Annotated in this window: 18 protein-coding genes; 13 read left to right on the top strand and 5 right to left on the bottom strand. The window is 34.1% G+C overall.

Going from position 1 to position 25,225, the window contains the following annotated elements; all coding sequences use genetic code 11:
- Window positions 1–67 precede the first annotated feature (67 nt).
- Together AAC069_RS02665 and AAC069_RS02660 are read left to right on the top strand one after the other, a co-directional pair.
- The gene (locus AAC069_RS02665) at window positions 68–1,156 is read left to right on the top strand and encodes a hypothetical protein (protein ID WP_339918966.1); all 1,089 of its coding nucleotides are present in this window, start codon (window positions 68–70) and stop codon (window positions 1,154–1,156) included.
- 231 nt (window positions 1,157–1,387) lie between these two features.
- A complete protein-coding gene (locus AAC069_RS02660; protein WP_339918965.1) occupies window positions 1,388–1,795 on the top strand; it encodes a hypothetical protein in 408 nt (135 codons plus the stop codon).
- Between the two features lie 656 nt (window positions 1,796–2,451).
- On the opposite strand, the gene AAC069_RS02655 is transcribed toward AAC069_RS02660, so the two are convergent.
- The gene (locus AAC069_RS02655) at window positions 2,452–2,841 is read right to left on the bottom strand and encodes an SPOR domain-containing protein (RefSeq protein ID WP_339918964.1); all 390 of its coding nucleotides are present in this window, start codon (window positions 2,839–2,841) and stop codon (window positions 2,452–2,454) included.
- A gap of 217 nt (window positions 2,842–3,058) precedes the next feature.
- Between AAC069_RS02655 and AAC069_RS02650 the strand changes: the two genes are divergently transcribed.
- From AAC069_RS02650 to queG, 10 genes are all read left to right on the top strand, one after another.
- Window positions 3,059–4,378, top strand: coding sequence for a cytochrome c3 family protein (locus AAC069_RS02650; protein ID WP_339918963.1), 1,320 nt, complete (start codon window positions 3,059–3,061; stop codon window positions 4,376–4,378).
- Between the two features lie 32 nt (window positions 4,379–4,410).
- Window positions 4,411–7,461 carry a TAT-variant-translocated molybdopterin oxidoreductase gene (locus AAC069_RS02645; RefSeq protein ID WP_339918962.1) on the top strand — a complete coding sequence of 1,017 codons (3,051 nt, stop codon included), beginning with the start codon at window positions 4,411–4,413 and terminating at the stop codon, window positions 7,459–7,461.
- A 38-nt stretch (window positions 7,462–7,499) separates the two neighbouring features.
- Window positions 7,500–8,903 carry an NrfD/PsrC family molybdoenzyme membrane anchor subunit gene (nrfD, locus tag AAC069_RS02640; protein WP_091083154.1) on the top strand — a complete coding sequence of 468 codons (1,404 nt, stop codon included), beginning with the start codon at window positions 7,500–7,502 and terminating at the stop codon, window positions 8,901–8,903.
- On the top strand, window positions 8,896–9,420 hold the full coding sequence (locus AAC069_RS02635; RefSeq protein WP_091083157.1) for a DUF3341 domain-containing protein: 525 nt from the start codon (window positions 8,896–8,898) through the stop codon (window positions 9,418–9,420). Before nrfD ends, AAC069_RS02635 begins: the two co-directional genes overlap by 8 nt.
- Window positions 9,421–9,427: 7 nt before the next feature.
- Window positions 9,428–9,973: a cytochrome c gene (locus AAC069_RS02630; protein ID WP_339918961.1), complete on the top strand. Its 546-nt coding sequence runs from the start codon at window positions 9,428–9,430 to the stop codon at window positions 9,971–9,973.
- 27 nt (window positions 9,974–10,000) lie between these two features.
- Window positions 10,001–11,446 carry a quinol:cytochrome C oxidoreductase gene (locus AAC069_RS02625; RefSeq protein ID WP_339918960.1) on the top strand — a complete coding sequence of 482 codons (1,446 nt, stop codon included), beginning with the start codon at window positions 10,001–10,003 and terminating at the stop codon, window positions 11,444–11,446.
- A 19-nt stretch (window positions 11,447–11,465) separates the two neighbouring features.
- Entirely contained in the window at window positions 11,466–12,620 is a 1,155-nt protein-coding gene (locus tag AAC069_RS02620) for a cytochrome c oxidase subunit II (protein WP_339918959.1), read from the top strand.
- A gap of 28 nt (window positions 12,621–12,648) precedes the next feature.
- Window positions 12,649–14,445, top strand: a complete 1,797-nt coding sequence (locus AAC069_RS02615; RefSeq protein ID WP_339918958.1) for a cbb3-type cytochrome c oxidase subunit I — start codon at window positions 12,649–12,651, stop codon at window positions 14,443–14,445.
- A gap of 155 nt (window positions 14,446–14,600) precedes the next feature.
- On the top strand, window positions 14,601–15,623 hold the full coding sequence (gene ruvB, locus AAC069_RS02610) for a Holliday junction branch migration DNA helicase RuvB (protein WP_339918957.1): 1,023 nt from the start codon (window positions 14,601–14,603) through the stop codon (window positions 15,621–15,623).
- Between the two features lie 35 nt (window positions 15,624–15,658).
- The gene (gene queG, locus AAC069_RS02605; RefSeq protein WP_339919021.1) at window positions 15,659–16,579 is read left to right on the top strand and encodes a tRNA epoxyqueuosine(34) reductase QueG; all 921 of its coding nucleotides are present in this window, start codon (window positions 15,659–15,661) and stop codon (window positions 16,577–16,579) included.
- 12 nt (window positions 16,580–16,591) lie between these two features.
- On the opposite strand, the gene AAC069_RS02600 is transcribed toward queG, so the two are convergent.
- The 4 genes from AAC069_RS02600 to AAC069_RS02585 form a co-directional block, all read right to left on the bottom strand.
- Window positions 16,592–17,614, bottom strand: a complete 1,023-nt coding sequence (locus tag AAC069_RS02600; protein WP_339918956.1) for a LacI family DNA-binding transcriptional regulator — start codon at window positions 17,612–17,614, stop codon at window positions 16,592–16,594.
- 217 nt (window positions 17,615–17,831) lie between these two features.
- The gene (locus AAC069_RS02595) at window positions 17,832–18,851 is read right to left on the bottom strand and encodes a LacI family DNA-binding transcriptional regulator (protein WP_339918955.1); all 1,020 of its coding nucleotides are present in this window, start codon (window positions 18,849–18,851) and stop codon (window positions 17,832–17,834) included.
- Between the two features lie 156 nt (window positions 18,852–19,007).
- Window positions 19,008–20,741, bottom strand: a complete 1,734-nt coding sequence (locus AAC069_RS02590) for an alpha-glucosidase (RefSeq protein ID WP_339918954.1) — start codon at window positions 20,739–20,741, stop codon at window positions 19,008–19,010.
- A gap of 30 nt (window positions 20,742–20,771) precedes the next feature.
- Window positions 20,772–22,541: an alpha-glucosidase gene (locus AAC069_RS02585; protein ID WP_339918953.1), complete on the bottom strand. Its 1,770-nt coding sequence runs from the start codon at window positions 22,539–22,541 to the stop codon at window positions 20,772–20,774.
- A gap of 249 nt (window positions 22,542–22,790) precedes the next feature.
- Here AAC069_RS02585 and AAC069_RS02580 point away from each other — a divergent pair, with 249 nt between their 5' ends.
- Window positions 22,791–24,800 carry a glycoside hydrolase family 65 protein gene (locus tag AAC069_RS02580; RefSeq protein ID WP_339918952.1) on the top strand — a complete coding sequence of 670 codons (2,010 nt, stop codon included), beginning with the start codon at window positions 22,791–22,793 and terminating at the stop codon, window positions 24,798–24,800.
- Window positions 24,801–25,225 lie beyond the last annotated feature (425 nt).

Here is a 25,225-nt window from a genome sequence, read left to right as displayed (position 1 = left end):
CAATTTAGATATATAAAAATCCCGATTCGTCGGGATTTTTTGTATTTTAGATTTAAAATATTTATTTATGAAAGCACTTTTGACGGCTCTTTGTCTTTTATTTTGTTTAGCAGTAAGTGCGCAAAATGATAGGCATTATCTAATCTCGCTAGAGAACGATAGCAACATAGAAATTGAAAGTGATTTCTATATTAATAAAATTTATGATGGCAGACAATTTAAAGAAGACATTGGTATTGCGCAAAAATCCATTGGAAATTCAAAAACTCCGGTAAGTTTTAAGAGTGCTTTTGTAGATGAGCTTGAAAGTTTTTTAGCAGTTGTTTATCCAAAAAAAGAGGGGAAGAAAGGAATATCTATTCGTATAAATGAACTTTATGTTTCTGAGGTAACTACATCTAATAAAGAGACTGGGTTCGCAACGGTTGTTTTGGATATAATTGATAGCAGAAAGGGTAAAGATTATATAATTGGAACTTATACTTCAGTAGTTTCAGGTGTAAGTGGTGATGTTACTGCAAAACATGATGAACGATTAATTTTGGCTATCGAAAACTGTTTTGATGATTATAAAAAATCAGGAGTAGGTTATAAAACTGCCATGGAGTTCAATTCAAAAGAAGTCCTTGATTCGACTAAAGTCTTGGGCATAGTTAGAAAAGGTGTTTATTTAAATTATATGGACGTCAGTAATGGGAGGGCTTTAGATTTTAATGATTATAGTGTAACTAAATATCAGGAAGGGAATTGTCTTTTGAATAACAATAGCGGAAGGGTTGAAACTAAATTCTTTGGTTTCAGCAACGGACTTAGTTTTTATATAAATTCATCGAGGTATTCAACGGTAAGGTATTATTTTAGGACGGAAATAGTGGGAGACTATTATTTTGTTAATGAAGTTCGTTGTAATGCAATTGATTTTTCTGCAATAAGAAGTTCTTTTGGATTGTTAGGGATGTTGTTAACTCCTGATGCATCTGAATTATCCGTTCCATTACTTCTTGATAGGGTTACAGGTGCTCCAATTTTTTTGACTAATAAGTATATGGTTAATATGCTTTCCTCTGATCAAGAATTGCTAAAGGAGTACAGAAAAACAGAAAGGACAGTAGTTGATAAAAAACGCTTTTATAAAAAGTATTTTAATATTATTTAAAAATGTTAAGATTGTTTTTAGAGAATTGGTTAGGGCAGGTTTGTTATAAAATATTAGGAGATGTTTTATTTTGTTAGGTGGTTCATTTCCATGCAACATGATTGCTGCATTTAATGGGTCGTTGATGTAAAAGTTAAATAGAAGTTGTTACCGGATATTATGTGATGTACTCTCTTTTTGTTAAGGAAGTTGGGAGTGATATTAGTTCAGATATAAATAATAATCTACAGTATGAGTTTGTACTATAAAATTTGGATAGGTGCTATTGTCAAAATTAAAAGAAATTCTATAAGAAGGGAAGATTGGAAGTGGCTGGTTCAAGTATATATGGCAATAGCAATGGCATTAAATTTAATGTTCTTATTTGCGATCCTTCAAAGGAATATATTGCACAACACTTTTTATGACCTTGATATTAATTTATTTTCGAGTAGAATTTTAAATAATTTGATTGCAGGATTTATATTGTTTTTTTTGCCACTATTAATAATTAATTACATCCTGATTTTTAAAAATAATAAATATTTATCGTTGATTGAAAAATATAAAAGTGAAAAAGGAAATTGCTTTTTTCTTTATTTTTTCACTTCTTTGTTTGCGCCTTTATTAATTTTGGTAATTGGGTTTGTACTAAGATAATAAAATGACTAGGGGGTTATATCAACTTTTCGAGTGTCTAGACTATTCGGGGCGTTTGTTTAGCTGTAATATAAACGCCTTTAGAGGATTTTAAGTAAGTGGGTAGCCGTTACAGTCTTTTAGCAGAATGGTATGGTATTAAATACAATAGAATGGATTATTGTTTTCTTTAATTTTATTAGTTGTTGTCTTAGTTTTGTTACTCTTTCTTTTTTAAAGAAAGAGTAACAAAATGTAGGAGAGAGATTCTATTGAAAAGTCTTATTCGGTAAGATTTACGATAGAGTTGGTATAACACTGATGATACGGAAGTCTATGAAATATTGATTATAACACATACAAACCAAAGTGAAGATAGTGGCCTGGACGAACTAATTGTTTAAATAACTATTGCGTTGCCTACAAGCAGGCGTTCGTCGTCAACTTATGTCATAATCGCTCTTATATGCGCATATAGCTTTAATCTGTAGTTTTCTTCTGTGTCCGTTACGAGGAGTTTAGTGTTGATATGAGAGTTGTGTAATTTTTCCCGACTTTTCGCCCGTAACAATAAATAAAGGAGATATACTTAAAACAACAAAACCACTCTAATCGAGTGGTTTTGTTGTTTTTTAGAATCGCTTAAACCTTTTTAAGGAGATAGGTTTATCATCCTTTTATTTTTGTGGCTTTATTAAATAGGCGTTTTCGTACTTTCGACGAATATCTATTAAATTGCGTTCCGCTTCGATTTTAGTTCTGAAATTACCAACCCAGACTTTATAGTTTGGAGTGTTGAATACTATAGTGCCGTCAAGATCTGTAAAATCTTGTTTGCAATCGTTTAGTATCTTTTTAGCTTTTTCGCTGTCTCCGCTGAAAAGTTGAATTTTATAGCGCTCATTTACAGTTAGTGAGGCGTTTGTTTTTCGTTTTTCGTTTAGAAGTTGCTCAAATTTTGGATCTTGTGTAATAGTTAAGTTGCGATCTTGTGCTTTTAAATTATGGGATAGTATACTCAGTATAAGGGAGTAATAAAAGATATTTTTTATTGTTAATATTTTCATAACGTAGTGGTTTTTAGGCAAAAATAGTATTTAATGAATGAATGTAAAGCATAATTATTATTTAGAATAGTTATAAATTGAAATTAAGATTATTTTAAGGTTTTGAGAATAGTTCATAAGTCGTATTTTTGTCGAAGTTTATAATAAAGGAACAGTTTTTATATAAGTGTTTATAGAGAAAACTGTGCCAATTTTTAGTAGATAATCATTATATTTTATGAAAAAGGTGGGTAACCATAATTCGAACTCAAGGAAACTATTTTTAAGCTTAGCTTTAATGCTGGCTGTTTCCTTAACTTCTGTTGCGCAAGATGCTACTCCAGCAGCCGCAACTGAGGCTCCAGCAGCTACTCAAGGTGGTGACCCGGTTAAGGGTAAAGAACTTTTTAATGCAAATTGTGCTGCATGTCATAAGCTTGATGCTAAATCGACTGGTCCAATGCTTAGAGGTATTGCTGGTAAGCATGATATGCCATGGCTTTATAAGTGGATTCATAACAGTGCTGAACTGATAAAATCAGGAGATGCAGCAGCTGTAAAAGTCTATGAAGAGAATAACAAGGTCGCTATGACTGCCTTTCCTACGCTATCGGAAGGTGATATTGATAACATCATTGCTTATACTTCTGAAGAGAAAGCTGTCGCTCCGGCTGCTGTTCCAGGCGCTCCTGTTGCCGGTGCTTCTGATCAAGGAGGAATATCTAATAGTGTCATTTTAGGTGCTCTTGCTCTTGTTATGGCTATGTTAGTTGTTATGTTGTTCTTAGTGAATAATGTTTTAAGAAAAGTAGCTAAAGCAAACGGTATAGAGGTTGCTCCAAAAGCTGCTACTACTCCAATTTGGAAAGCATTTGCTAAAAATCAGTTCCTAGTGTTGGTTACTGCAATATTTTTATTGTTGGCTAGTGCCTATTTTGTTTATGGGTTCTTAATGCAAGTGGGTGTTGATCAAAACTACGAGCCAATTCAGCCAATCCATTATTCTCATAGAATTCACGCTGGTGATAATGAGATTAATTGTAAATATTGTCACTCTGCGGCTAGAGTTAGTAAAAATGCAGGAATTCCTTCTTTGAATGTTTGTATGAACTGTCATAAAAACATTGCTGAAGTTGCTGAAAGTACTGCTACTCCAGAATACAGCAAGGCATTCTACGATGAGCAAATCCAAAAATTATATACAGCAGTGGGTTGGGATAAATCTACTCAGTCTTATACTGGAAAATCACAGCCTGTAAAATGGGTTCGTATTCATAATTTACCTGATTTTGTTTATTTCAATCACTCTCAGCACGTAACTGTTGCTGGAATTGAATGTCAGACATGTCACGGTCCGGTTGAAACATATGAGATTCAAAAGCAATTTGCTCCATTAACAATGGGCTGGTGTATTAATTGTCATAGAAAAACCGATGTTAAGATGGAAGGGAATGAATATTATACAAAAATTCATGAAGAACTTTCTAAAAAATACGGTGTTGACAAATTGACTGCGGCACAAATGGGTGGGTTAGAATGTGGTAAATGTCACTATTAATCAAATTATTAAGATTTTAATATTTATATACAATGTCATCAAACAAAAAATACTGGAAAAGTGTTGAAGAACTAGAAAACGGTTCTATTGTTGAGGCGCTTAGAAATAACGAATTTGTTGAAGCAATTCCTACTGATGAATTTTTAGGAAGTAAAGAGGCAATGTCTTCTTCAACATCACGTCGTGACTTTTTAAAGTACGTTGGATTCAGTACTGCAGCGGCTACGCTTGCTGCATGTGAAGGTCCGGTTAACAAGTCGATTCCTTATGTATTGCAGCCAGAACAAATCATTCCTGGAGTAGCGGATTATTATGCTACTTCTGTTTTTGATGGTTTTGATTTTGCAAATCTACTTGTTAAAACTCGTGAAGGGCGTCCTATTAAAATAGACAACAATACTATTTCAGGAGCTAAATTTACTGCTAATGCAAGAATTCATGCGTCGATATTGTCGTTGTATGATAACATGCGTTTGAAAGAGCCAAAAATTGGTGGTAAAGATTCAACGTGGTCAGCTGTAGATTCAAAAATTAAATCAAGTATAGTTGATGCTAAAGCTAAAGGAGGACAAGTAGTGTTGTTGACTAATACTTTGGCTAGTCCGTCTACTGAGAAGTTAATCGGTCAATTTATTGCTTCAAATCCAAATGCGAAACATATCGTTTATGATGCTGTTTCTTCATCTGAAGCTTTAGATGCTTTTGAAACTGTTTATGGTGAAAGAGCTTTAGTTGATTATGATTTTTCAAAAGCTTCGCTAATAGTTTCTGTAGGAGCAGATATCCTTGGAGATTGGCAAGGTGGTGGGTATGATTCGGGTTATACTCAAGGTAGAGTTCCTAAAAATGGAAAAATGTCACGTCACTTTCAATTAGAAGCAAATATGACTTTGTCTGGTGCTGCTGCTGATAAACGTTTACCGATGTCTACTGCAAATCAAAAACAGGCTTTAGTACATATATATAATATAGTAACTGGTTCTGCTGTTGCTGTTAGTTTAGAAGATAAGTTTAAATCTGAAGTAACAAAAGCGGCGCAGCAATTAAAATCAGCTGGTTCAAAAGGGGTATTGGTTTCTGGGATTCAGGATAAAAATGCTCAGTTATTAGTTTTGGCTATTAACCAAGTTTTGGCTAGTGAGGCTTTTAGTACTACTGGTACAAGACAAATAAGAAAAGCATCAAACGAAAAAGTGGCTCAATTAGTGAAGGATATGAAGGCTGGAAGCGTTCATACTTTGGTAATGAGTGGTGTTAATCCAGTTTATACTTTAGCGGATTCAGCTTCTTTTGCTGAAGGGCTTAAAAAAGTTACTACATCTGTTTCTTTAACTTTAAAAGAAGATGAAACAGCTTTACTTAGTACGATTGCTGCGCCAGTGCCTCATTATTTGGAAGCTTGGGGTGATTTAAGTCTTACTAAAGGAACGTATAGTTTAACTCAGCCTACAATTCGTCCTTTGTTCGATACAAAACAATTTCAAGATGTGTTAATGTCTTTAAATGGAATGTCTGGAACATATTACGATTATATAAAAGCAAATTCATCTTCAATTGTTTCGGGTGCTACTTGGAATAAAATATTACATGATGGTGTTTATGTTGGTGCTGCTCAGTCAGTATCTGGAGGTTCTGCTGATTTTAGTGCTGCTGCGAGTGCATTAGCGAAATCTAAGGCTGCTGCAGGTTTTGAATTAGTTTTATATACTAAGACTGGTATGGGTGATGGACAACAAGCTAACAACCCTTGGTTGCAAGAGTTTCCAGATCCTATCACAAGAGTTTCTTGGGATAATTATGTTACTGTTTCAAATGCAGATGCTAAAGCGTTAACGATGTCTAATGAAATTGTTGCTAATGGTGGTCTTAACGGAAGTTATGCTACGATTACTACAGCTGATGGTTTGAAATTAGAAAATGTTCCAGTAATCGTTCAACCAGGTCAGGCTGTTGGAACTATTGGATTAGCTTTAGGATATGGTCGTAAAGCGGCTTTGAAAGAAGAAATGCAAGTAGGTATAAATGCTTACTCTATATATAAAGACTTTAATGATGTACAATCTGTAACATTAGAAAAGGCTGGCGGAGATCACGAGTTTGCTTGTGTTCAAGGTCAAAAAACATTAATGGGTAGAGGGGATATCATCAAAGAAACTACTTTGGAGATATTTAATACTAAGGATGCTAAGGTTTGGAACGAAGTTCCAATGGTATCTTTGAACCATGAAGAAGTAGAAGCTACTACAGTTGATTTATGGACGTCATTTGATCGCTCAGTTGGGCATCACTTTAATCTTTCTATTGACTTAAATGCTTGTACTGGTTGTGGAGCTTGTGTAATTGCTTGTCATGCAGAAAACAATGTTCCTGTAGTAGGAAAGTCTGAAATTAGAAGAAGTCGTGATATGCACTGGTTGCGTATCGACAGATATTATTCTTCTGAAAGTACATTTGAAGGTGATAACGAAAGAAAAGAAAGTATTTCTGGTTTATCAAGTTCATTGTCTACATTTAACGAGATGGAGAAAGCAGGAGATAATCCTCAAGTTTCATTCCAACCTGTAATGTGTCAGCATTGTAATCATGCGCCTTGTGAAACAGTTTGTCCGGTAGCGGCAACATCACATAGTCGTCAAGGTCAAAATCATATGGCTTATAACAGATGTGTTGGTACTCGTTACTGTGCTAACAACTGTCCTTATAAAGTACGTCGTTTTAACTGGTTCTTGTATAACAAAAACAGTGAATTTGATTATCATATGAATGATGATTTAGGACGTATGGTTTTAAATCCTGACGTGAATGTTCGTTCTCGTGGAGTTATGGAAAAATGTTCAATGTGTATTCAAATGACACAAGCGACTATTTTAAATGCGAAAAGAGAAGGAAGAGAAGTAGTTGATGGAGAATTTCAAACTGCATGTTCAAATGCTTGTTCTAACGGGGCAATGGCTTTTGGAGATGTTAATGATAAAGAAAGTCAAATTACTAAATTAGCAGAAGATGAAAGAATGTATCATTTGCTAGAGCATGTTGGAACAAAGCCTAATGTGATTTATCACGTTAAAGTTAGAAATACTTAGTACAAAAAATTATTAATTAAGAAACAAGATAAAGGATTATGTCGTCTCACTACGAAGCAACCATTAGAAAACCTTTAGTTATAGGTGATAAATCTTATCACGACGTAACAGTTGATGTAGCTGCACCTGTTGAAGGTAAAGCAAACAAACATTGGTGGATTGTATTTTCAATCGCATTAACAGCTTTCCTTTGGGGAATAGGCTGTATAATTTACACCGTATCTACAGGAATTGGAACATGGGGATTAAATAAAACAGTTGGTTGGGCATGGGATATCACAAACTTCGTTTGGTGGGTTGGTATTGGTCATGCAGGAACATTAATTTCCGCGGTATTATTATTATTCCGTCAACGATGGAGGATGGCTATTAACCGTTCTGCAGAAGCAATGACAATTTTCTCCGTTATCCAAGCGGGTTTATTTCCAATTATACATATGGGTCGTCCATGGTTAGCGTTTTGGGTTTTACCAATACCGAATCAATTTGGATCTTTATGGGTAAATTTCAATTCACCTTTACTTTGGGATGTATTTGCAATTTCTACTTACTTATCAGTATCATTAGTTTTCTGGTGGACTGGATTACTACCTGATTTTGCTATGCTAAGAGATAGAGCAATAACTCCTTTTAATAAAAGAGTTTATTCTATTCTAAGTTTTGGATGGAGTGGTAGAGCAAAAGACTGGCAACGTTTTGAAGAAGTATCTTTAGTTCTTGCTGGATTAGCAACTCCTCTTGTACTTTCTGTGCATACTATTGTATCGATGGATTTTGCTACCTCCGTAATACCAGGATGGCATACTACGATTTTTCCTCCGTATTTTGTGGCGGGTGCTGTATTCTCTGGATTTGCGATGGTAAATACGTTGCTTATCATTATGAGAAAAGTATCTAATCTTGAGGCTTACATTACGCTTCAGCACATCGAATTGATGAATATAGTAATCATGATTACTGGTTCTATTGTAGGTGTTGCTTATATTACTGAGTTATTTATCGCTTGGTATTCAGGAGTAGAGTATGAGCAATATGCTTTCTTGAATAGAGCAACTGGACCTTACTGGTGGGCTTACTGGTCAATGATGACTTGTAATGTATTTTCTCCTCAGTTCATGTGGTTTAAAAAATTAAGAACTAGTATTATGTTCTCATTTATTATATCGATTGTAGTAAATATTGGAATGTGGTTTGAAAGATTTGTAATTATCGTTACTTCTTTACATAGAGATTATTTACCTTCATCATGGACAATGTTTTCACCAACGTTTGTCGACATAGGAATTTTTATAGGAACAATTGGTTTCTTCTTTGTATTGTTTTTATTATACTCTAGAACTTTTCCTGTAATTGCACAAGCAGAGGTTAAAACGATATTGAAAGGAACAGGAGATAATTACATAAGAGAAAGAGCAGCAAATAAAGATTCACATCATGAGTAATAAAGTAATATACGCCATTTATAATGACGATGATATATTGATGGATGCGGTTAAACAAACCAGAGCAGCTCATCATCATATTGAAGAAGTTTTTACTCCATTTCCGGTTCACGGTTTGGATAAAGCAATGGGACTTGCGCCTACGAGATTAGCTATTTGTGCATTCATATACGGTTGTATAGGTATTTCGTTTGCCACATGGATGATGAACTTTGTAATGATTCAGGATTGGCCACAAGATATTGGTGGAAAACCAAGTTTCAGTTACATTGAAAACATGCCGGCATTTGTGCCTATTATGTTTGAGATGACTGTATTTTTTGCAGCGCATTTAATGGTAATTACTTTTTATATGAGAAGTAAATTATGGCCTTTTAAACAAGCTGAAAATCCTGATGTAAGAACAACAGATGATCACTTCTTAATGGAAGTAGCCGTAAATAATAACGAAGAAGAATTAGTTTCTTTTTTCAAGAATACGGGAGCCGTAGAAGTTAAAGTAATAGAAAAGCATTAATTTAGATATGAAAAGGGTATACAAAATAACACTATTATTTGGCATTACTATTTTAGTAGCATCTTGCCATAATAATTCAGCACCGAATTATCAGTACTTTCCTAATATGTATGAATCAATTGGCTATGAAACCTATTCAGAGTCTAATGCATTCAAAAATGGTAAAGAAGGTCAACTTCCAGTCGATGGAACCATAAACAGAGGTTTTGTGCCTTATGAATATGAGAACACTCCGGAAGGATACGAACTAGCAAAAGCTAATCTTAAATCTCCTATCGATTCGTTGGATAGAAGTTCTGATAAAGGACAAGCACTATATGAGATTTATTGTATTAGTTGTCACGGAGGTACTGGTAATGGAAAAGGAAGATTAGTAGAAAGAGAGAAATTTCTTGGAGTTCCTAGCTATAAAGACAGAGTTATCACTGAAGGAAGTGTTTTTCACGTTGTGACTTATGGTTTAAATGCAATGGGATCTCATGCTAATCAATTAAGTGCCCATGAACGTTGGTTAGTTGCTGACTATGTTCTAAAACTGAAAAGCCAATTATAATTGTTGAACAAACTGATCGTAATAGATATGTATACATTTTCAAGTAAATTAAAAACTTTTTCTATCATCTTAATGGCCGTGGGTCTTTTAGGAATTGGATACGGTTTTTTAACTGCACCAAAAGATATTCAAGAAGTTGAAAAAATTCTTGCTTCTGAAAGCCATGGAGGACATGGGGAAGTTAAGCATGAAGTTGCTACTGAGTCTGAAGAAGCTCATGCAGTAGTGGCGGATCATAAAGTAGTTGAGGCTACTGAAGTTCATGCAGTAGTAGAAGGTCATAATGAAGTTGCTGCGGCTGTTGAGCCTACTGAAGCACATGCTGCAGTAGAGAATCACAGTGAAGTTAGCGAAGCTGCTGAACATGAAGAGCATTTAACTCATGTTTTGCATCAATTGCAAAATAAACCATGGGCGGCATTATATGTAGCGTGTATTTTCTTTATGCTTATTTCAATGGGGGTTTTAGCGTTTTATGCTATCCAACAAGTTGCACAAGCAGGTTGGTCACCAGTATTGTTCCGCGTTATGCAAGGAATTACGGCTTACCTTCCAGTTGGTTCGGTACTATTCTTTATATTTTTAGTGCTTTGTGGTCTTCATTTTAATCATTTGTTTATTTGGTTAGATCCTGAAGTAGTTGCTCATGATAAACTTATAGCTACTAAATCAGGGTACTTGAACTTTCCTTTTTGGATTGCAAGAGCCGCGATATTCTTAATTGGATGGAATTTATATAGATATTACTCTGCTAAAAACTGTTTGGCACAAGATGAATCTAAGGATGATAGTTTCTACAAGAAGAACTTTAATATTTCTGCTGGATTCTTAGTTTTCTTTATTGTTACAGAATCAATTATGTCTTGGGACTGGATTATGTCTATAGATCCTCACTGGTTCAGTACATTATTTGGGTGGTATGTATTTGCAAGTTTCTTTGTAAGTGGAATTACTATGATTGCAATGGTTACTTTATACTTGAAATCAAGAGGGTATTTAGAACATGTTAATACAAGTCATATTCATGATTTAGCAAAATTTATGTTTGGTTTTAGTGTTTTCTGGACCTATCTTTGGTTTTCGCAATTCATGTTGATATGGTATGCAAATATACCTGAAGAGATTACTTATTTCATTACAAGAATAGAGTTGTATAATTTGCCGTTTTTTGGTGCAATAGTTATGAACTTTTTATTCCCTATATTGATTCTAGTAAATACTGATTTCAAAAGAATCACTTGGATACTGGTTATGGCAGGTGTTGTAATATTAGCTGGTCATTATATTGATTTCTTTAATATGATTATGCCTGGTACAGTTGGAGACAGATGGTTTATTGGGATATCGGAAATTGCTTCTGTGCTTTTCTTCCTTGGGTTGTTTATATTTGTTGTTTTTACAGCATTGGCTAAATCACCTTTGTTACCAAAAAGAAATCCTTACATCGAAGAGAGTAAACATTTTCATTATTAATATTTAAAGAAAGAAACAGATGACAAGTTTGTTGGTAATTATAGTTTTAGTTTTATTAGCTGTTGCTTTATGGCAATTGACTAAAATATTTGACCTTACTCAAGTAGGTTCTGATTCAGATAGCTCTCAAGTAGCTTCTGATGATGATAACAATGTACAAGGTTATTTAATGTTTGGATTTTTAGCTTTCATATATATATTTTCAATATATGGTTTGTTTACTTGGGGACCTCTTGTTCTTCATACCCCTGCGTCTGCGCACGGAGGTCAAGTCGATAACTTAATGAATATTACATGGGTCTTAATTTTTATTGTTCAAGCAATAACACAAGTATTATTACATTATTTTGCTTTTAAATATAGAGGTAAAAAAGATCAAAAGGCTTTATATTTTGCTGATAACAATAAGTTAGAAGCAATATGGAGTGTAATTCCTGCGGTTGTTTTGGCAGGTTTGATTCTTTACGGTTTGTACGCTTGGACAAACATTATGTTTATTGATGAGGATGAGGATACTATTGTAGTGGAATTATATGCTCAACAGTTTAAATGGACTGCAAGAGTAGCAGGAGATGACAATGTTTTAGGTAAAGCAAATGTTAGGTATATCGAAGGAGTTAATACTTTAGGTGTAGATATGTCTGATCCTTATGCACAAGATGATATTGTTGTTTCAGAATTGCATATTCCAAAGGGAAAGAAAATTCATTTTAAGATGAGATCTCAGGATGTATTGCACTCAGCTTACATGCCATATTTTAGAGCACAAATGAACTGTGTACCTGGAATGGTTACTGAATTTGCTTTTGAGCCAATTTATACCACTTCGGAATATAGAGAGTTGCCTTATATGATTGAAAAAGTAGCGAATATTAATGCTATTCGAGCTAAGAAATCTATTGATTTAGTGGCTAAAGGCGGTACTGTTTTAGATCCTTATACTTTTGATTATTTACTTCTTTGTAATAAGATATGTGGGGCTTCTCATTATAATATGCAAATGAAAATTATCGTAGATACACCAGAAGATTATAAAGCTTGGTTGAAAGAACAAACTAATTTAGTTACGCAAGTTAAAGCTTCTATTGCTCCTGCTCCAGTTGAAGGTGTTATGGGTAATGATAGTTTGAAAGCAAAAGATACGGCAGCTGTTTCTAAAATAGCTATGAAATAATTATTAAGAATATTTAAAGTACACATATATGTCAGCAGAAGGTCACGATCACGGACACGATCACGAACACGAACATCATCATAAAGATACTTTCATTACTAAATATATCTTTAGTATTGATCACAAAATGATTGCTAAGCAATACCTAATCTCAGGTATTGTGATGGGTATCATAGGAGTGACGATGTCTTTGCTTTTTAGAATGCAATTGGCATGGCCAGAGGAGTCATTTAAGATTTTTAACGTTCTACTTGGTGATAAATGGGCTCCAAATGGAATTATGACGAATGATATTTATTTGTCTCTTGTCACGATACACGGTACCATAATGGTTTTCTTTGTTTTAACAGCAGCTTTATCCGGTACGTTTAGTAATTTATTGATACCACTTCAAATTGGAGCACGAGACATGGCTTCCGGATTTATGAATATGGTTTCTTATTGGTTATTCTTTTTATCAAGTATAATCATGATTTCATCTTTATTTGTTGAATCAGGACCTGCGAATGCCGGTTGGACTATATATCCTCCTTTAAGCGCATTACCGCAAGCTATAGGTGGATCAGGAATGGGTATGACACTTTGGTTGGTTTCCATGGCTATATTTATTGCTTCTTCATTAATGGGGTCTTTAAATTATATAGTTACTGTAATTAATTTAAGAACTAAAGGAATGTCAATGACTAGATTGCCTCTTACAATATGGGCTTTCTTTGTTACAGCAATTATTGGAGTTGTTTCATTTCCAGTTTTATTGTCTGCTGCTTTATTATTGATTTTTGACAGAAGTTTTGGAACATCGTTCTTCCTTTCTGATATCTATATCGCTGGTGAGGTTTTACATTATCAAGGTGGTTCTCCAGTTCTTTTTGAGCACTTGTTTTGGTTCTTAGGCCATCCAGAAGTTTATATTGTTATATTACCTGCTTTAGGGATAACTTCAGAAATAATTGCAACGAATTCTCGTAAACCAATTTTTGGTTACAGAGCGATGATTATGTCAATTATAGCGATTGCATTTTTATCTACAATTGTTTGGGGACACCATATGTTTATCTCAGGAATGAATCCATTTCTAGGTTCGGTATTTACTTTTACAACATTATTAATTGCGATACCTTCAGCGGTAAAAGCATTTAATTACATAACGACACTTTGGAAAGGTAACTTACAGTTAAATCCAGCAATGTTGTTTTCTATTGGATTAGTTTCTACTTTCATAACAGGAGGTTTAACAGGAATTATTCTTGGAGATAGTACACTTGATATTAACGTTCACGATACTTATTTTGTAGTTGCTCACTTTCACTTGGTGATGGGTATATCTGCACTTTACGGAATGTTTGCTGGTATTTATCACTGGTTCCCTAGAATGTTTGGAAGAATGCTTAATAAAAATTTAGGTTATGTTCACTTCTGGGTAACTGCAATATGTGCTTATGGTGTGTTTTTTCCAATGCACTTTATCGGATTAGCAGGATTGCCTAGACGTTATTACACAAACACAAACTTTCCATTATTTGATGATTTACAAAACGTAAATGTTCTTATAACAACTTTCGCTTTAGTTGGTGGAGCTTTTCAATTGGTATTTTTATATAATTTCTTTAGTAGTATTTTTTACGGAAAGAAATCTGTTATGAATCCTTGGAAATCAAATACTCTTGAATGGACAGCGCCTATGGAGCATATTCATGGTAACTGGCCTGGAGAAATCCCAGAAGTTCACCGTTGGCCGTATGACTATAGTAACCCTAATCACGACGAAGATTTTGTTCCTCAAAATGTTCCAATGAAACCAGGAGAAGAAGTTTTACATCATTAAAAAATTAAGAAGCCTTTACGAAAGTAAGGGCTTTTTTTATGTATTTTGGATAACGGATCTTATGTGAATTTACTCGCATAGTGATTTGTAATCTATTTTTCTAAACTCTTTTATCAGTGCTGTATTTTACTGATAGTTTATTTTATCTTTGTTACATGAATGAAAATTTAGATCCAACAACTAACGGGTATAATTCAGAAGAATTTGATCTCGAAAAAAAACTTAGACCATTATCTTTTGATGATTTTGCGGGTCAAGATCAAATATTGGAAAACCTTAAAGTTTTTGTTGAAGCAGCAAATCAGAGAAATGAAGCTTTAGATCATACTTTGTTTCATGGTCCTCCAGGATTAGGTAAAACTACTTTGGCAAATATTTTGGCTAATGAGCTGCAAGTAGGGATTAAAATTACTTCGGGTCCTGTTTTAGATAAACCTGGTGATTTAGCAGGTCTATTAACAAATTTAGAAGAAAGAGATGTTTTATTTATAGACGAAATTCATCGTTTAAGCCCTATTGTTGAAGAGTACTTGTATTCTGCAATGGAAGACTTCAAGATTGATATCATGATTGAATCAGGGCCAAATGCAAGGACGGTGCAAATCAATCTTAATCCATTCACCTTAATTGGAGCAACGACACGTTCGGGGCTTCTTACAGCACCGATGCGTGCTCGTTTTGGGATTGCATCGAGACTGCAGTACTATACTACAGAATTGTTGACTACTATTGTTGAAAGAAGTGCTTCCATACTTAAAATGCCAATTTCGCTAGAGGCAGCAATTGAAATCGCTGGAAGAAGCAGGGGAACGCCTCGTATAGCGAATGCTTTACTGCGCCGCGTGCGAGATTTTGCCCAAATAAAAGGTAATGGTACAATTGATATTGAGATTTCAAGATATGCTTTAAAGGCATTGAATGTAGATGCTCATGGTCTTGATGAAATGGATAATAAAATATTGACTACCATTATTGATAAATTCAAAGGTGGGCCTGTTGGTTTGTCTACTTTGGCTACAGCCGTATCAGAAAGTAGTGAAACTATTGAAGAGGTATATGAGCCATTCCTGATTCAGGAAGGCTTTATTATGAGAACACCTAGAGGTAGGGAAGTAACTGATAAAGCGTACAAGCATTTAGGGAAACTTAATACTAATATTCAAGGAGGATTATTTTAGCATTAAAAGACATTCTCTTTTTTAAATAAAGTACTATTAATTCGAAATCAAAATACACACAATTTATTAAATCCGAAGCGAAACGCCTCGGATTTTTGTCTTGTGGTATATCACAAGCTGGGTTTCTTGAGCAAGAGGCACCAAGGCTTGAAAACTGGTTGAATAATAATCAGAATGGACAGATGTCCTACATGGAAAATAATTTTGATAAGCGTTTAAATCCAACTCTATTGGTTGATGGCGCTAAAAGTGTCATTTCTTTGTTGTTGAATTATTATCCTGAAAATACACAAGTTGTAGATTCGTATAAGATTTCGAAATATGCTTATGGTACTGATTACCATTTTGTAATTAAGGATAAACTTCAAGAGCTGTTGTTTTCTATTCAAGATAAGATTGGAGAGGTTTCAGGTCGTGCTTTTGTAGATTCTGCTCCAGTTTTAGATAAAGCGTGGGCCGCTAAAAGTGGTTTGGGTTGGATAGGAAAAAATAGTAACCTATTAACTCAAAAAGTAGGTTCATTCTATTTTATAGCCGAATTGATTATCGATTTAGATTTGGACTATGATAATGCAACAACTGATCATTGTGGAACTTGTACTGCATGTATTGATTCCTGCCCTACACAAGCTATAGTTGCGCCTTATATAGTGGACGGTAGTAAATGCATATCGTACTTTACAATAGAACTTAAAGAGAATATCCCGCAGGAGATGAAGGGGAAGTTTGATGATTGGGCTTTTGGTTGTGATATATGTCAAGATGTTTGCCCCTGGAACAAATTCTCTAAACCACACAATGAGCCTTTATTTAATCCTAATCCAGAATTGCTATCTATGTCTAAGAAAGATTGGGAAGAAATCACCGAAGATACTTTTAGGGCTGTATTCAAAGATTCGTCTTTAAAAAGGACCAAATTTTCTGGGTTGAATCGAAATATAGAGTTTCTAAAGTAAAGCGTTGTTGCATTATTTTAGAGAAGACTCTCTCGCAATAACAGTTGTTTCTAGTAAAATTGTTCTCGGTACAAAGGGTGTGTCTAGTTTATGACAATTCATTTCTTCTAACAGCAGATTAAATGATTCTACGCCCATTTGATGACTAGGCTGATCTACAGTGCTCAATTTTGGCGTGAGTACCTGAGACATAAACCAATTGCTGAAACCAATTACTGCTACTTGCTCTGGGATTTTAATTCCGATATCGTTAAAATAGGAAAGTACTCCTACAGCAACAAGATCTGTAATTGCAAATATTCCATCTACATCAGGATGTTCTTCAATTATTTGCTTTGCAAAATCAATTCCTTCTTGAAAAGTGACATTTTCACAAGTGTAAACTAGTTTTGAGTCAAATGGTATATTGTTTTTTTCTAGTGCTTTTTTGTAACCAATGTAACGGTCAATAGCATTTTGGGGGTTTAAAGGGCCTCGTATATGAGCAATTTTTTTGCATCCATTATCTATCAGATGCTGTACTGCATTAAACGCTGCTTTTTGATCATCAATAATAACTTTCGAACATTTGCAAAGTTTGGAAATTTTGTCAAACATAACAAAGGGTATGTTTCTATCTACAATTTGTTGTATGTGATCATCGTTGTTGGACTCATTAGAAAGAGACATTAAAATTCCATCTACTCTTTTATTGATTAGTAACTCAACTTGTTTTTTTTCTAAATCTAATGATTCATTTGACTGTAAGATGATTACTAGATAACCGTTTTTCTCTGCTTCGTCAATGATTGCGTTAATGACATTAGAAAAAAAATGATGCATCACTTCTGGAATTATTAGACCAATTGTTTTTGATTCTTTAGTTCTTAGATTTACTGCAAAACTATTTGGAGTATAGTGTAATGATTGGGCAAGTTCAATTACCGCATTTTTTGTTTTCTGGCTAACATCAGGATAGTTCTTTAGTGCTTTAGATACCGTAGTTATCGAAATACCTAATTTGAGAGCAATTTCTTTAAGTGTAATGTCTTTCATGCACTATGATTATTGAGTTTTTTGGTTTGAAATACGTTTCGTTACAATTTTTCAAGAGCAATTTATTGTTCTTAATAAGTGTGAAATGTAGCTTATACCTTTAAATAATAAGTAGCAAGGTATTAATTTTTACCGTAATAATGATGGATTTACAATATTTATCAAATTAGGGTAATGTAGTGCTTTTTTTTAAAAATAATTGATAAATCAGTTTCTTTTATGCAGATCCTCGTTCTATAATACTAGTTTCTAATTCTACAGATTGAAAATTAAAAGCTTTGTTACTTTTGATTAATTCAATTTCATCAAATAATATCGAAGCCGCTTTTTTCCCTATTTCGAATCCTGGTTGATCAATGGTAGTTAGTTTAGGAGTGATTATTTCAGACATAAAGGAGTTGCAAAATCCAAATACCGCTATTTGTTGTGGTATTTGAATACCAATGTCGTTTAAGTATTTAATGGCGCCAACAGCGACCAAGTCAGTGATGGCAAAAATGGCGTCTATATCCGGATGATCAATAACTATTTTTTGAGCATTGTTGTAGCCGTCCTCAAAATCAGTGTTGTTGTCACACAGGTACACCAGACTAGAATCATATGGAATGTTATTGTCTTCTAACGCTTTTTTATACCCTAAAAAACGATCGATGGAGTTTTGCGGCATATACGAACCTCTAAAATGTGCGATTTTTTTATGCCCTTTACTTATAAGATAGGTAACAGCATCATAAGCTGCTTTTCGATCATTGATCATTACTTTTGAACAGTTCACTAATTTAGCAATTTTATCAAAAAGCACTAGGGGAGTTTTATGGGCGATAATATTATTAATGTGATCAAAATCACCTGTTTCATTCGAAAGGGACATTAAAATACCATCAACTCTTTTGTTTAGTAGAAGTTCAATTTGCTTTTTTTCAACTTCTAATTTTTCATTAGAGCGTAAAATAATAACTAAGTATTTTCTTTTCTCGGCTTCCTCGAGGACTCCTTCAAAAACTTTTGAAAAGAAATTATAATCTACGGTAGGGACTATTAGTCCTATAGTTTTAGACTCTTTCGTTCTTAGGTTTACGGCAAAACTATTGGGGGTGTAGTTTAGTTTTTTTGCTAAGTCAATTACCGCATTTTTAGTTTTTTTACTAACATCAGGATAGTCTTTTAGGGCCTTGGAAACGGTCGTTATAGAGACTCCTAGCTGAGTAGCAATTTGTTTTAATGTTGCATCTTTCATAGTAGGATTACCCTGTTTTAAAAATAAAAAAAAACTGCTTTTTGAAAACAAACATACAATTTATTTATTGTAAGTCAATTTTCAAAAAAAGCAGTTTTTTTCTAATAATTAATTTTCTGGTAGTATGGTTCCAATTAGTTATAAATTGGTACTAGCTTATTCGATTGCTATCACTAATGATTCATAAGGACGCAATGTGTTATTTTTTATTTTAGTTGTATCGTTGTAATTATTTAGTAAGACCTCATATTTTCCTAATTTTAAATTTAGATTATAAGAAGTGTTCTTATCTGTAAAGTTTAATAAAACCAAAACTCTTTTTCCGTCTAATTCTCGTAGGTACGCAAAAACATCAGGATTTTCTTTGTCTAAAAGAGAATATTTCCCATATACCAAAACTAGATTGTTTTTACGAAGTTGTACCGTTTTTCTAAAGTAGTTTAAAATAGATTCTGGGTCTTGTTCCTGTTTTTTGACATTTATTTCATTATAATTTGGGTTTACTTTCAGCCACGGCATTCCAGTTGTGAACCCACTATTTTCAGTGTTATCCCACTGCATAGGAGTACGTCCGTTCTCTCTGGATACTTGCTTTTGCTCTTCTAAAAAAGCAAGTGTATCTCCTCCTTTATTTTTAAGATTGGTGTACTTGTTACGGGTGTCAACGTCATTGTAATCGTTGATAGATTCAAAACGGATGTTTGTCATGCCTATTTCGTCTCCCATGTAATAGTAAGGAGTGCCTCTCATAGTATATATAAATGTAGTTAGCATCTTAGAAGATAGTTCTCTAAATTCTGGAGTTTCATTCCCAAACTTACTTACCATTCTGGGTTGATCGTGATTAGCCAGAAATATCGAAAGCCAGCCTTTGTCTTTGAAGGCCTCATCATATCTGGAAAAAATAGCTTTGTATTTTTCAAGTCCAAAATCACTAATGTGTTTTCCAATGTCTACACTTTCAAAGTGATAGGCCATGTTGAGTTCTTTTCGGTCTGGATCAACAAATTGCAAGGCATCTTCTGGCGTACTTCCGGCGCCTTCGGCTACAGTCATAATATCATATTTGCTAAAAACCTCTTTATTCATTTCTTGCAAATAGTCATGTAAATGAGGGCCGACTCCGTAGTATTTTATAATATTTTTTTCAAATCCTTTAGGTAACTCTGGCCATGTGGTGTCTTTTGATGCAAATTGAAAAGCATCCATTCTAAACCCGTCAATGCCTTTGTCTAACCAAAATCGCATGATTTCATAGACTTCTTCTCTAAGTTTTGGGTTTTCCCAGTTTAAATCAGGTTGTTTTTGTGAAAAATAGTGTAGATAGTAGGAATTTGTTTGTGCGTCATATTTCCAAGCATCATTATTTACATCAAAAAAGCTCCATCTATAAGGCGGTTTTCCTTTTTCGGCAGGCCACCAATGGTAGTAGTTTCTATATGGATTGTCTCTGGAACTACGTGCTTGCTTGAACCATTCATGTTCGTCACTGCTATGATTAACGACCAAATCCATGATGAGTTTAATACCCCGTTCATGCATACCTTTTAGCAATAAATCGAAATCTTTCATAGTACCAAAATCCTTCATGATTGCTCGATAGTTACTTATATCGTAACCATTGTCGTCGTTAGGGGATTCGTAAATTGGATTTAGCCAAACGGCATCTATACCTAGACTTTTTATATAATCTAATTTAGATGTTATTCCTTTTAAATCTCCTACGCCATCGCCATCAGTATCCTTAAATGATCGAGGGTAAATTTGGTAAACGGTAGCTTCTTTCCACCATTTTTTCTGTAATGCTTCTGTAGTTGGTTCCACTTTTTGCGAGGTGATTAAATTTGTTGCTAAAAAAATGAATGTTATTGTTACTATGCTTTTTTTCATTTTATACATTTTAAGAAGTAATTTTCATTTTCATTTTATTTCGAAAATAACAGCTTCATAAGGTTGTAATTCTAGACCTTTAGAAGATGTTGTGTAATTCCCGATCAGTAACTTTGCTGTTTTAAGGTTTATTTTCGTGTCTAATTTTGCCTTTTCACTTCTAAAGTTCAACATTACTAATAATTTCTTACCATCCAGCTCTCTCGTGTAAGCATAGATATTAGGGTTTTTGGCATCAATTAAAGTGTATTTTCCATAAACTAAGACGTGATTGTCTTTTCGTAATTTTACCATTTTCCTGAAATAATTTAAGACAGAATTTGGATCTTTTTCTTGGGCTGTTGCATTTATAGAACGGTGATTGTCATTTACTTTTAACCAAGGTTCGCCAGTTGTAAAGCCTCCGTTCTTAGAGTCATTCCATTGAAAAGGAGTACGGCCATTGTCTCTTGCTCCCCCAGTTTTTTGGTCCTCAATGAATTGTTTCAGATCGCCTCCAGCATTTTTTACTTTTTCATACTCGGCTAATGTTTCAATATCTCGGTAATCGTCGATTGTATTAAATTTAGCATTAACCATTCCTATCTCATCACCATTATAGTAATAAGGCGTTCCTCTCATTGATAGCAGAAAGGTAGATAACATTTTAGATGATAATTCTCTGTATTGAGGAGAATCATTTCCCCAGCGAGAAGTCATTCTAGGTTGATCATGATTTCCTAAATAAATTGTTCCCCAACCTTTTTTGTCATAAACTGCATCCCAGTCTGAATAGATTTTCTTGAAATCTACTAAACTCCAGTTTGGATCCATTTTTTTGAAATACCCAGGGATATATCCTAAGCTTGCACCGTCAAAGTGATAGCCCATATTTAATTCATTTCTTGCTGGATCAACAAAATTTAAAGCGGTTGATTTTAGCATCCCTGCACCTTCAGCCAGTGACATGACATCATACTTACTTAAGACTTCTTTATTCATTTCCTGTAAGTAATCATGTAAATGCGGACCGCTAGCCATATATACATCCCATCTGCCTGCGTAGTTTTTATTTAGTTCTTCTTGAGTAATTACTGGGAAAGTAGTGTCTTTTGCAATGAAGGGGATTACATCCATTCGAAAGCCATCGATGCCTTTTTTAAACCACCAATTCATCATACTGTAGATTTCTTGACGCAATTTTGGGTTTTCCCAATTCAAATCTGGTTGCTTATTGCTAAAATAATGTAAGTAATAAGAATCCGTTGTTTTGTCATATCTCCAGCCGCTACCATCTGCTTCAAAACTTCCGGGACGAAATGCAGGTGTACCTTTCTCTGCCGGCCACCAGTGGTAATAATCTCTATAAGGATTGTCTCTGGATTTTTTACTTTCTTGAAACCATTTGTGCTCGTCACTGCTATGATTGACTACTAAATCCATTACTAACTTCAAGCCTCTTTCGTGCATTCCTTTTAACAAGGTGTCAAAGTCCTCCATTGTGCCAAATTCCTTCATAATGGATTGATAGTCTGAGATGTCGTAGCCGTTGTCAGTATTTGGGGAGCCATAAATGGGATTCAACCAAACAACATCTACCCCCAAACTTTTAATATAATCCAATTTGGATATAATTCCTTTCAAATCACCAACACCATCACCGTCAGTATCTTTAAAGCTGCGAGGGTAAATTTGATATACGACGGCTTCTTTCCACCATTTTTTTTCAATAGTAGCTTCTTTTTGCTGGGCCATTGTTGATTCATATAGTAAGCAAGTAAACAGTAATAATAAAGCAAGTAAGGTTTTTTTTGGTTTCATACAGTAATGATTTAATTGTAATTTTAAAGTGGCTTTTAAGGTCGGTTTCCGTTTTATCGGTTGTAATTGACTGCTATTGAGTAGAGCAATTTCTGTATTTATTTCTATATTTTGGCTTTCTTATTAATCGATAACGTTATCGAAATATCGAAAACGTTATCGATACTAAAATTAAGGATCTTAAAGGAATATTTAAATTTTTAAGAAATAAATGATTTAAGTTTGAAATTATTAATCAAAATTAAAATTATGAATTCAAATTTAACTCACCTTGTAATACTGATTTTGTTTACTACATCCGTGTTTAGTCAAACAAAGTCAGATGAATGGAATCTACATGCATCTTCAAGGGAAAACTACTTTGGTGTGGCTATGGCGAATGGGCAAATTGGAATTGTTACTGATGATACACCATTAAAAACTAAGGAAATTATTTTAAATGGAGTCTATGAAGCAAGTCCAGAAAATGGGATTAGTAGAATTGTTAGAGGGATTGAGTTTCTTAACCTTCATTTGAATATAAATAATCAAGAAATAAGCTCTTCTAATATTGATAATTGGAGTCAGGTAGTTTCAATGAAAGAAGGAACTAGCACAACTTCTTTTAGCTTTAAAGATCTTGCGGTTATTGACTATACTATTTTGGCCAATAGAGCCATACCATATTCAGCTATGGCAATTGTAGAAATTACTCCAAAAAAGGATATTGAAATTAACGCTAACAATTATATGGTTGTGCCTGACGAACTTAAAGAGGCCAAAAGGCAATTTAGAGTATTAAAAGACAATCAATACTTGATGCCAGTTTTTGGAACCACAGCAAAAACATTAAATGGTAAACATACTATATCAGCTTCAACTACTTTTCTTTTTGACGGTCAAAGTGAAACATTAAAGCAAACTGGTAATGAGGTGGGTTTTTCAAAAAAATTAAAAAAAGGTCTAAAATACCGATTTGCTATTGCGGGCGGAATTTGTACATCCAAAGATTTTACGGATCCTCTAAATGAATCCGAAAGACAGCCCATCTTCGCATTACAAGAAGGGATTGATAATTTACTGAACCGACATAAAAAAGCATGGGCTGAGCTATGGCGAACTGGTGACATACAAATCGAAGGGGATTTAGATGCACAACAGAGAGTTCGATTTGCCTTGTATAATTTGTACTCTTATATACGCCCGGAAACCAGACAGAGTATTGCTCCAATGGGTTTGTCCTCTCAAGGATATAATGGACATATTTTTTGGGATTCTGAATTATGGATGTATCCATCACTTTTAGCATTACAGCCTGCTATGGCTAAATCTTGTTTGGATTATCGTTCGGATCGTCTTGGAAAAGCAAAACAGAAAGCAACTGTATATGGGTATAAAGGAGCAATGTTTCCGTGGGAGTCAGATGATACAGGAGAAGAAGCAACGCCAACATGGGCTTTGACGGGGATTTTTGAACAACATATCACGGCTGATGTTTCGATAGCATTCTGGAATTATTATGCCTATACGCAAGATAAGTCTTGGCTTAAAAAAGAATGGAACGTATTGAAAGAAACTGCAGATTTCTGGGTAAGTAGAGTTGTTGAAAATAAAGATGGCAGTTATTCTATTCTTAATGTTGTAGGAGCAGATGAGTATGCTCAGCATGTAGATGACAATGCTTTTACAAATGCTTCGGCTATTGAATCATTGAAAAACACTATTAAAGCGGCTACTATTTTAAATGAGCCTGTTGACCCAAAGTGGGTAGCACTATCTGAAAGGTTAGTGATACATTCTAAAAATGGAATCACCCAAAATTACAAAGGGTATAACGGAGAGATGATAAAACAAGCAGATGTTAATTTATTGGCCTACCCCTTACATGTGATTACAGATAAAAAACAAATTGAAAAAGATTTGGATTATTATTCGGCAAAGATAGACCCCAAAGATGGGCCCGCAATGGCTTCAGGAGTGTTGTCTGTATTGTATGCGCGTATGGGTGATAGGGATAAAGCTTATGATTATTTTGTCAAATCGTATTTGCCAAACAGCAGACCGCCTTTTGGTGTTTTCTCTGAGTCAGCAAATAGCAACAACCCTTATTTTGCAACTGGAGCGGGCGCTATGCTTCAAGCGGTTATTTATGGATTTGGTGGTGTAGAGCTAACAGATGATGGTTTGAAATACAATAAAGGCCTTTTACCAAAGCAATGGAAGTCACTAAAAATAATTGGACTTGGTCTAGACAATAAGACAATCACTATCGAGAAATAGTATTTATCTTTTTTTTACTAATTGCCTCAATTATATTCTGCAGAATGTAATTGAGGTAATTTTGTTTTATATAGGATGCAAAAATTCAGATTCTATAAAGAGGGATTGGCGTGCATTATTGAATGTTTGTAAAAACGGCTTTTAAATTGCATTTTTATCAGGTAATTTTGGTGTGTGCAACTTTTTTTGACAAAAACGTACTCTTTTTACCGCTTGATTCGTGATTTATTAGCACAATTCTTTAAATTTTATATTTTTTTTACATTTTATATAATTTTAGTATTAATTTTTTAAAGGATTAATTGTGAAATCGAAAACGTTTTCGGTGCTCCGAAAACGTTATAGTTAGTGTCTTTCTTAAAATTATCATAAAATTTTAGCTAAGTTTGACTCTAATTAAACAAAACCATTTAAACAAATTATTA

The organism is uncultured Flavobacterium sp., from assembly GCF_963974175.1.
GTDB lineage: Bacteria > Bacteroidota > Bacteroidia > Flavobacteriales > Flavobacteriaceae > Flavobacterium.
Note: the sequence above shows the minus strand (reverse complement) of the source record. Positions and strands in the feature narration are given on the sequence as shown.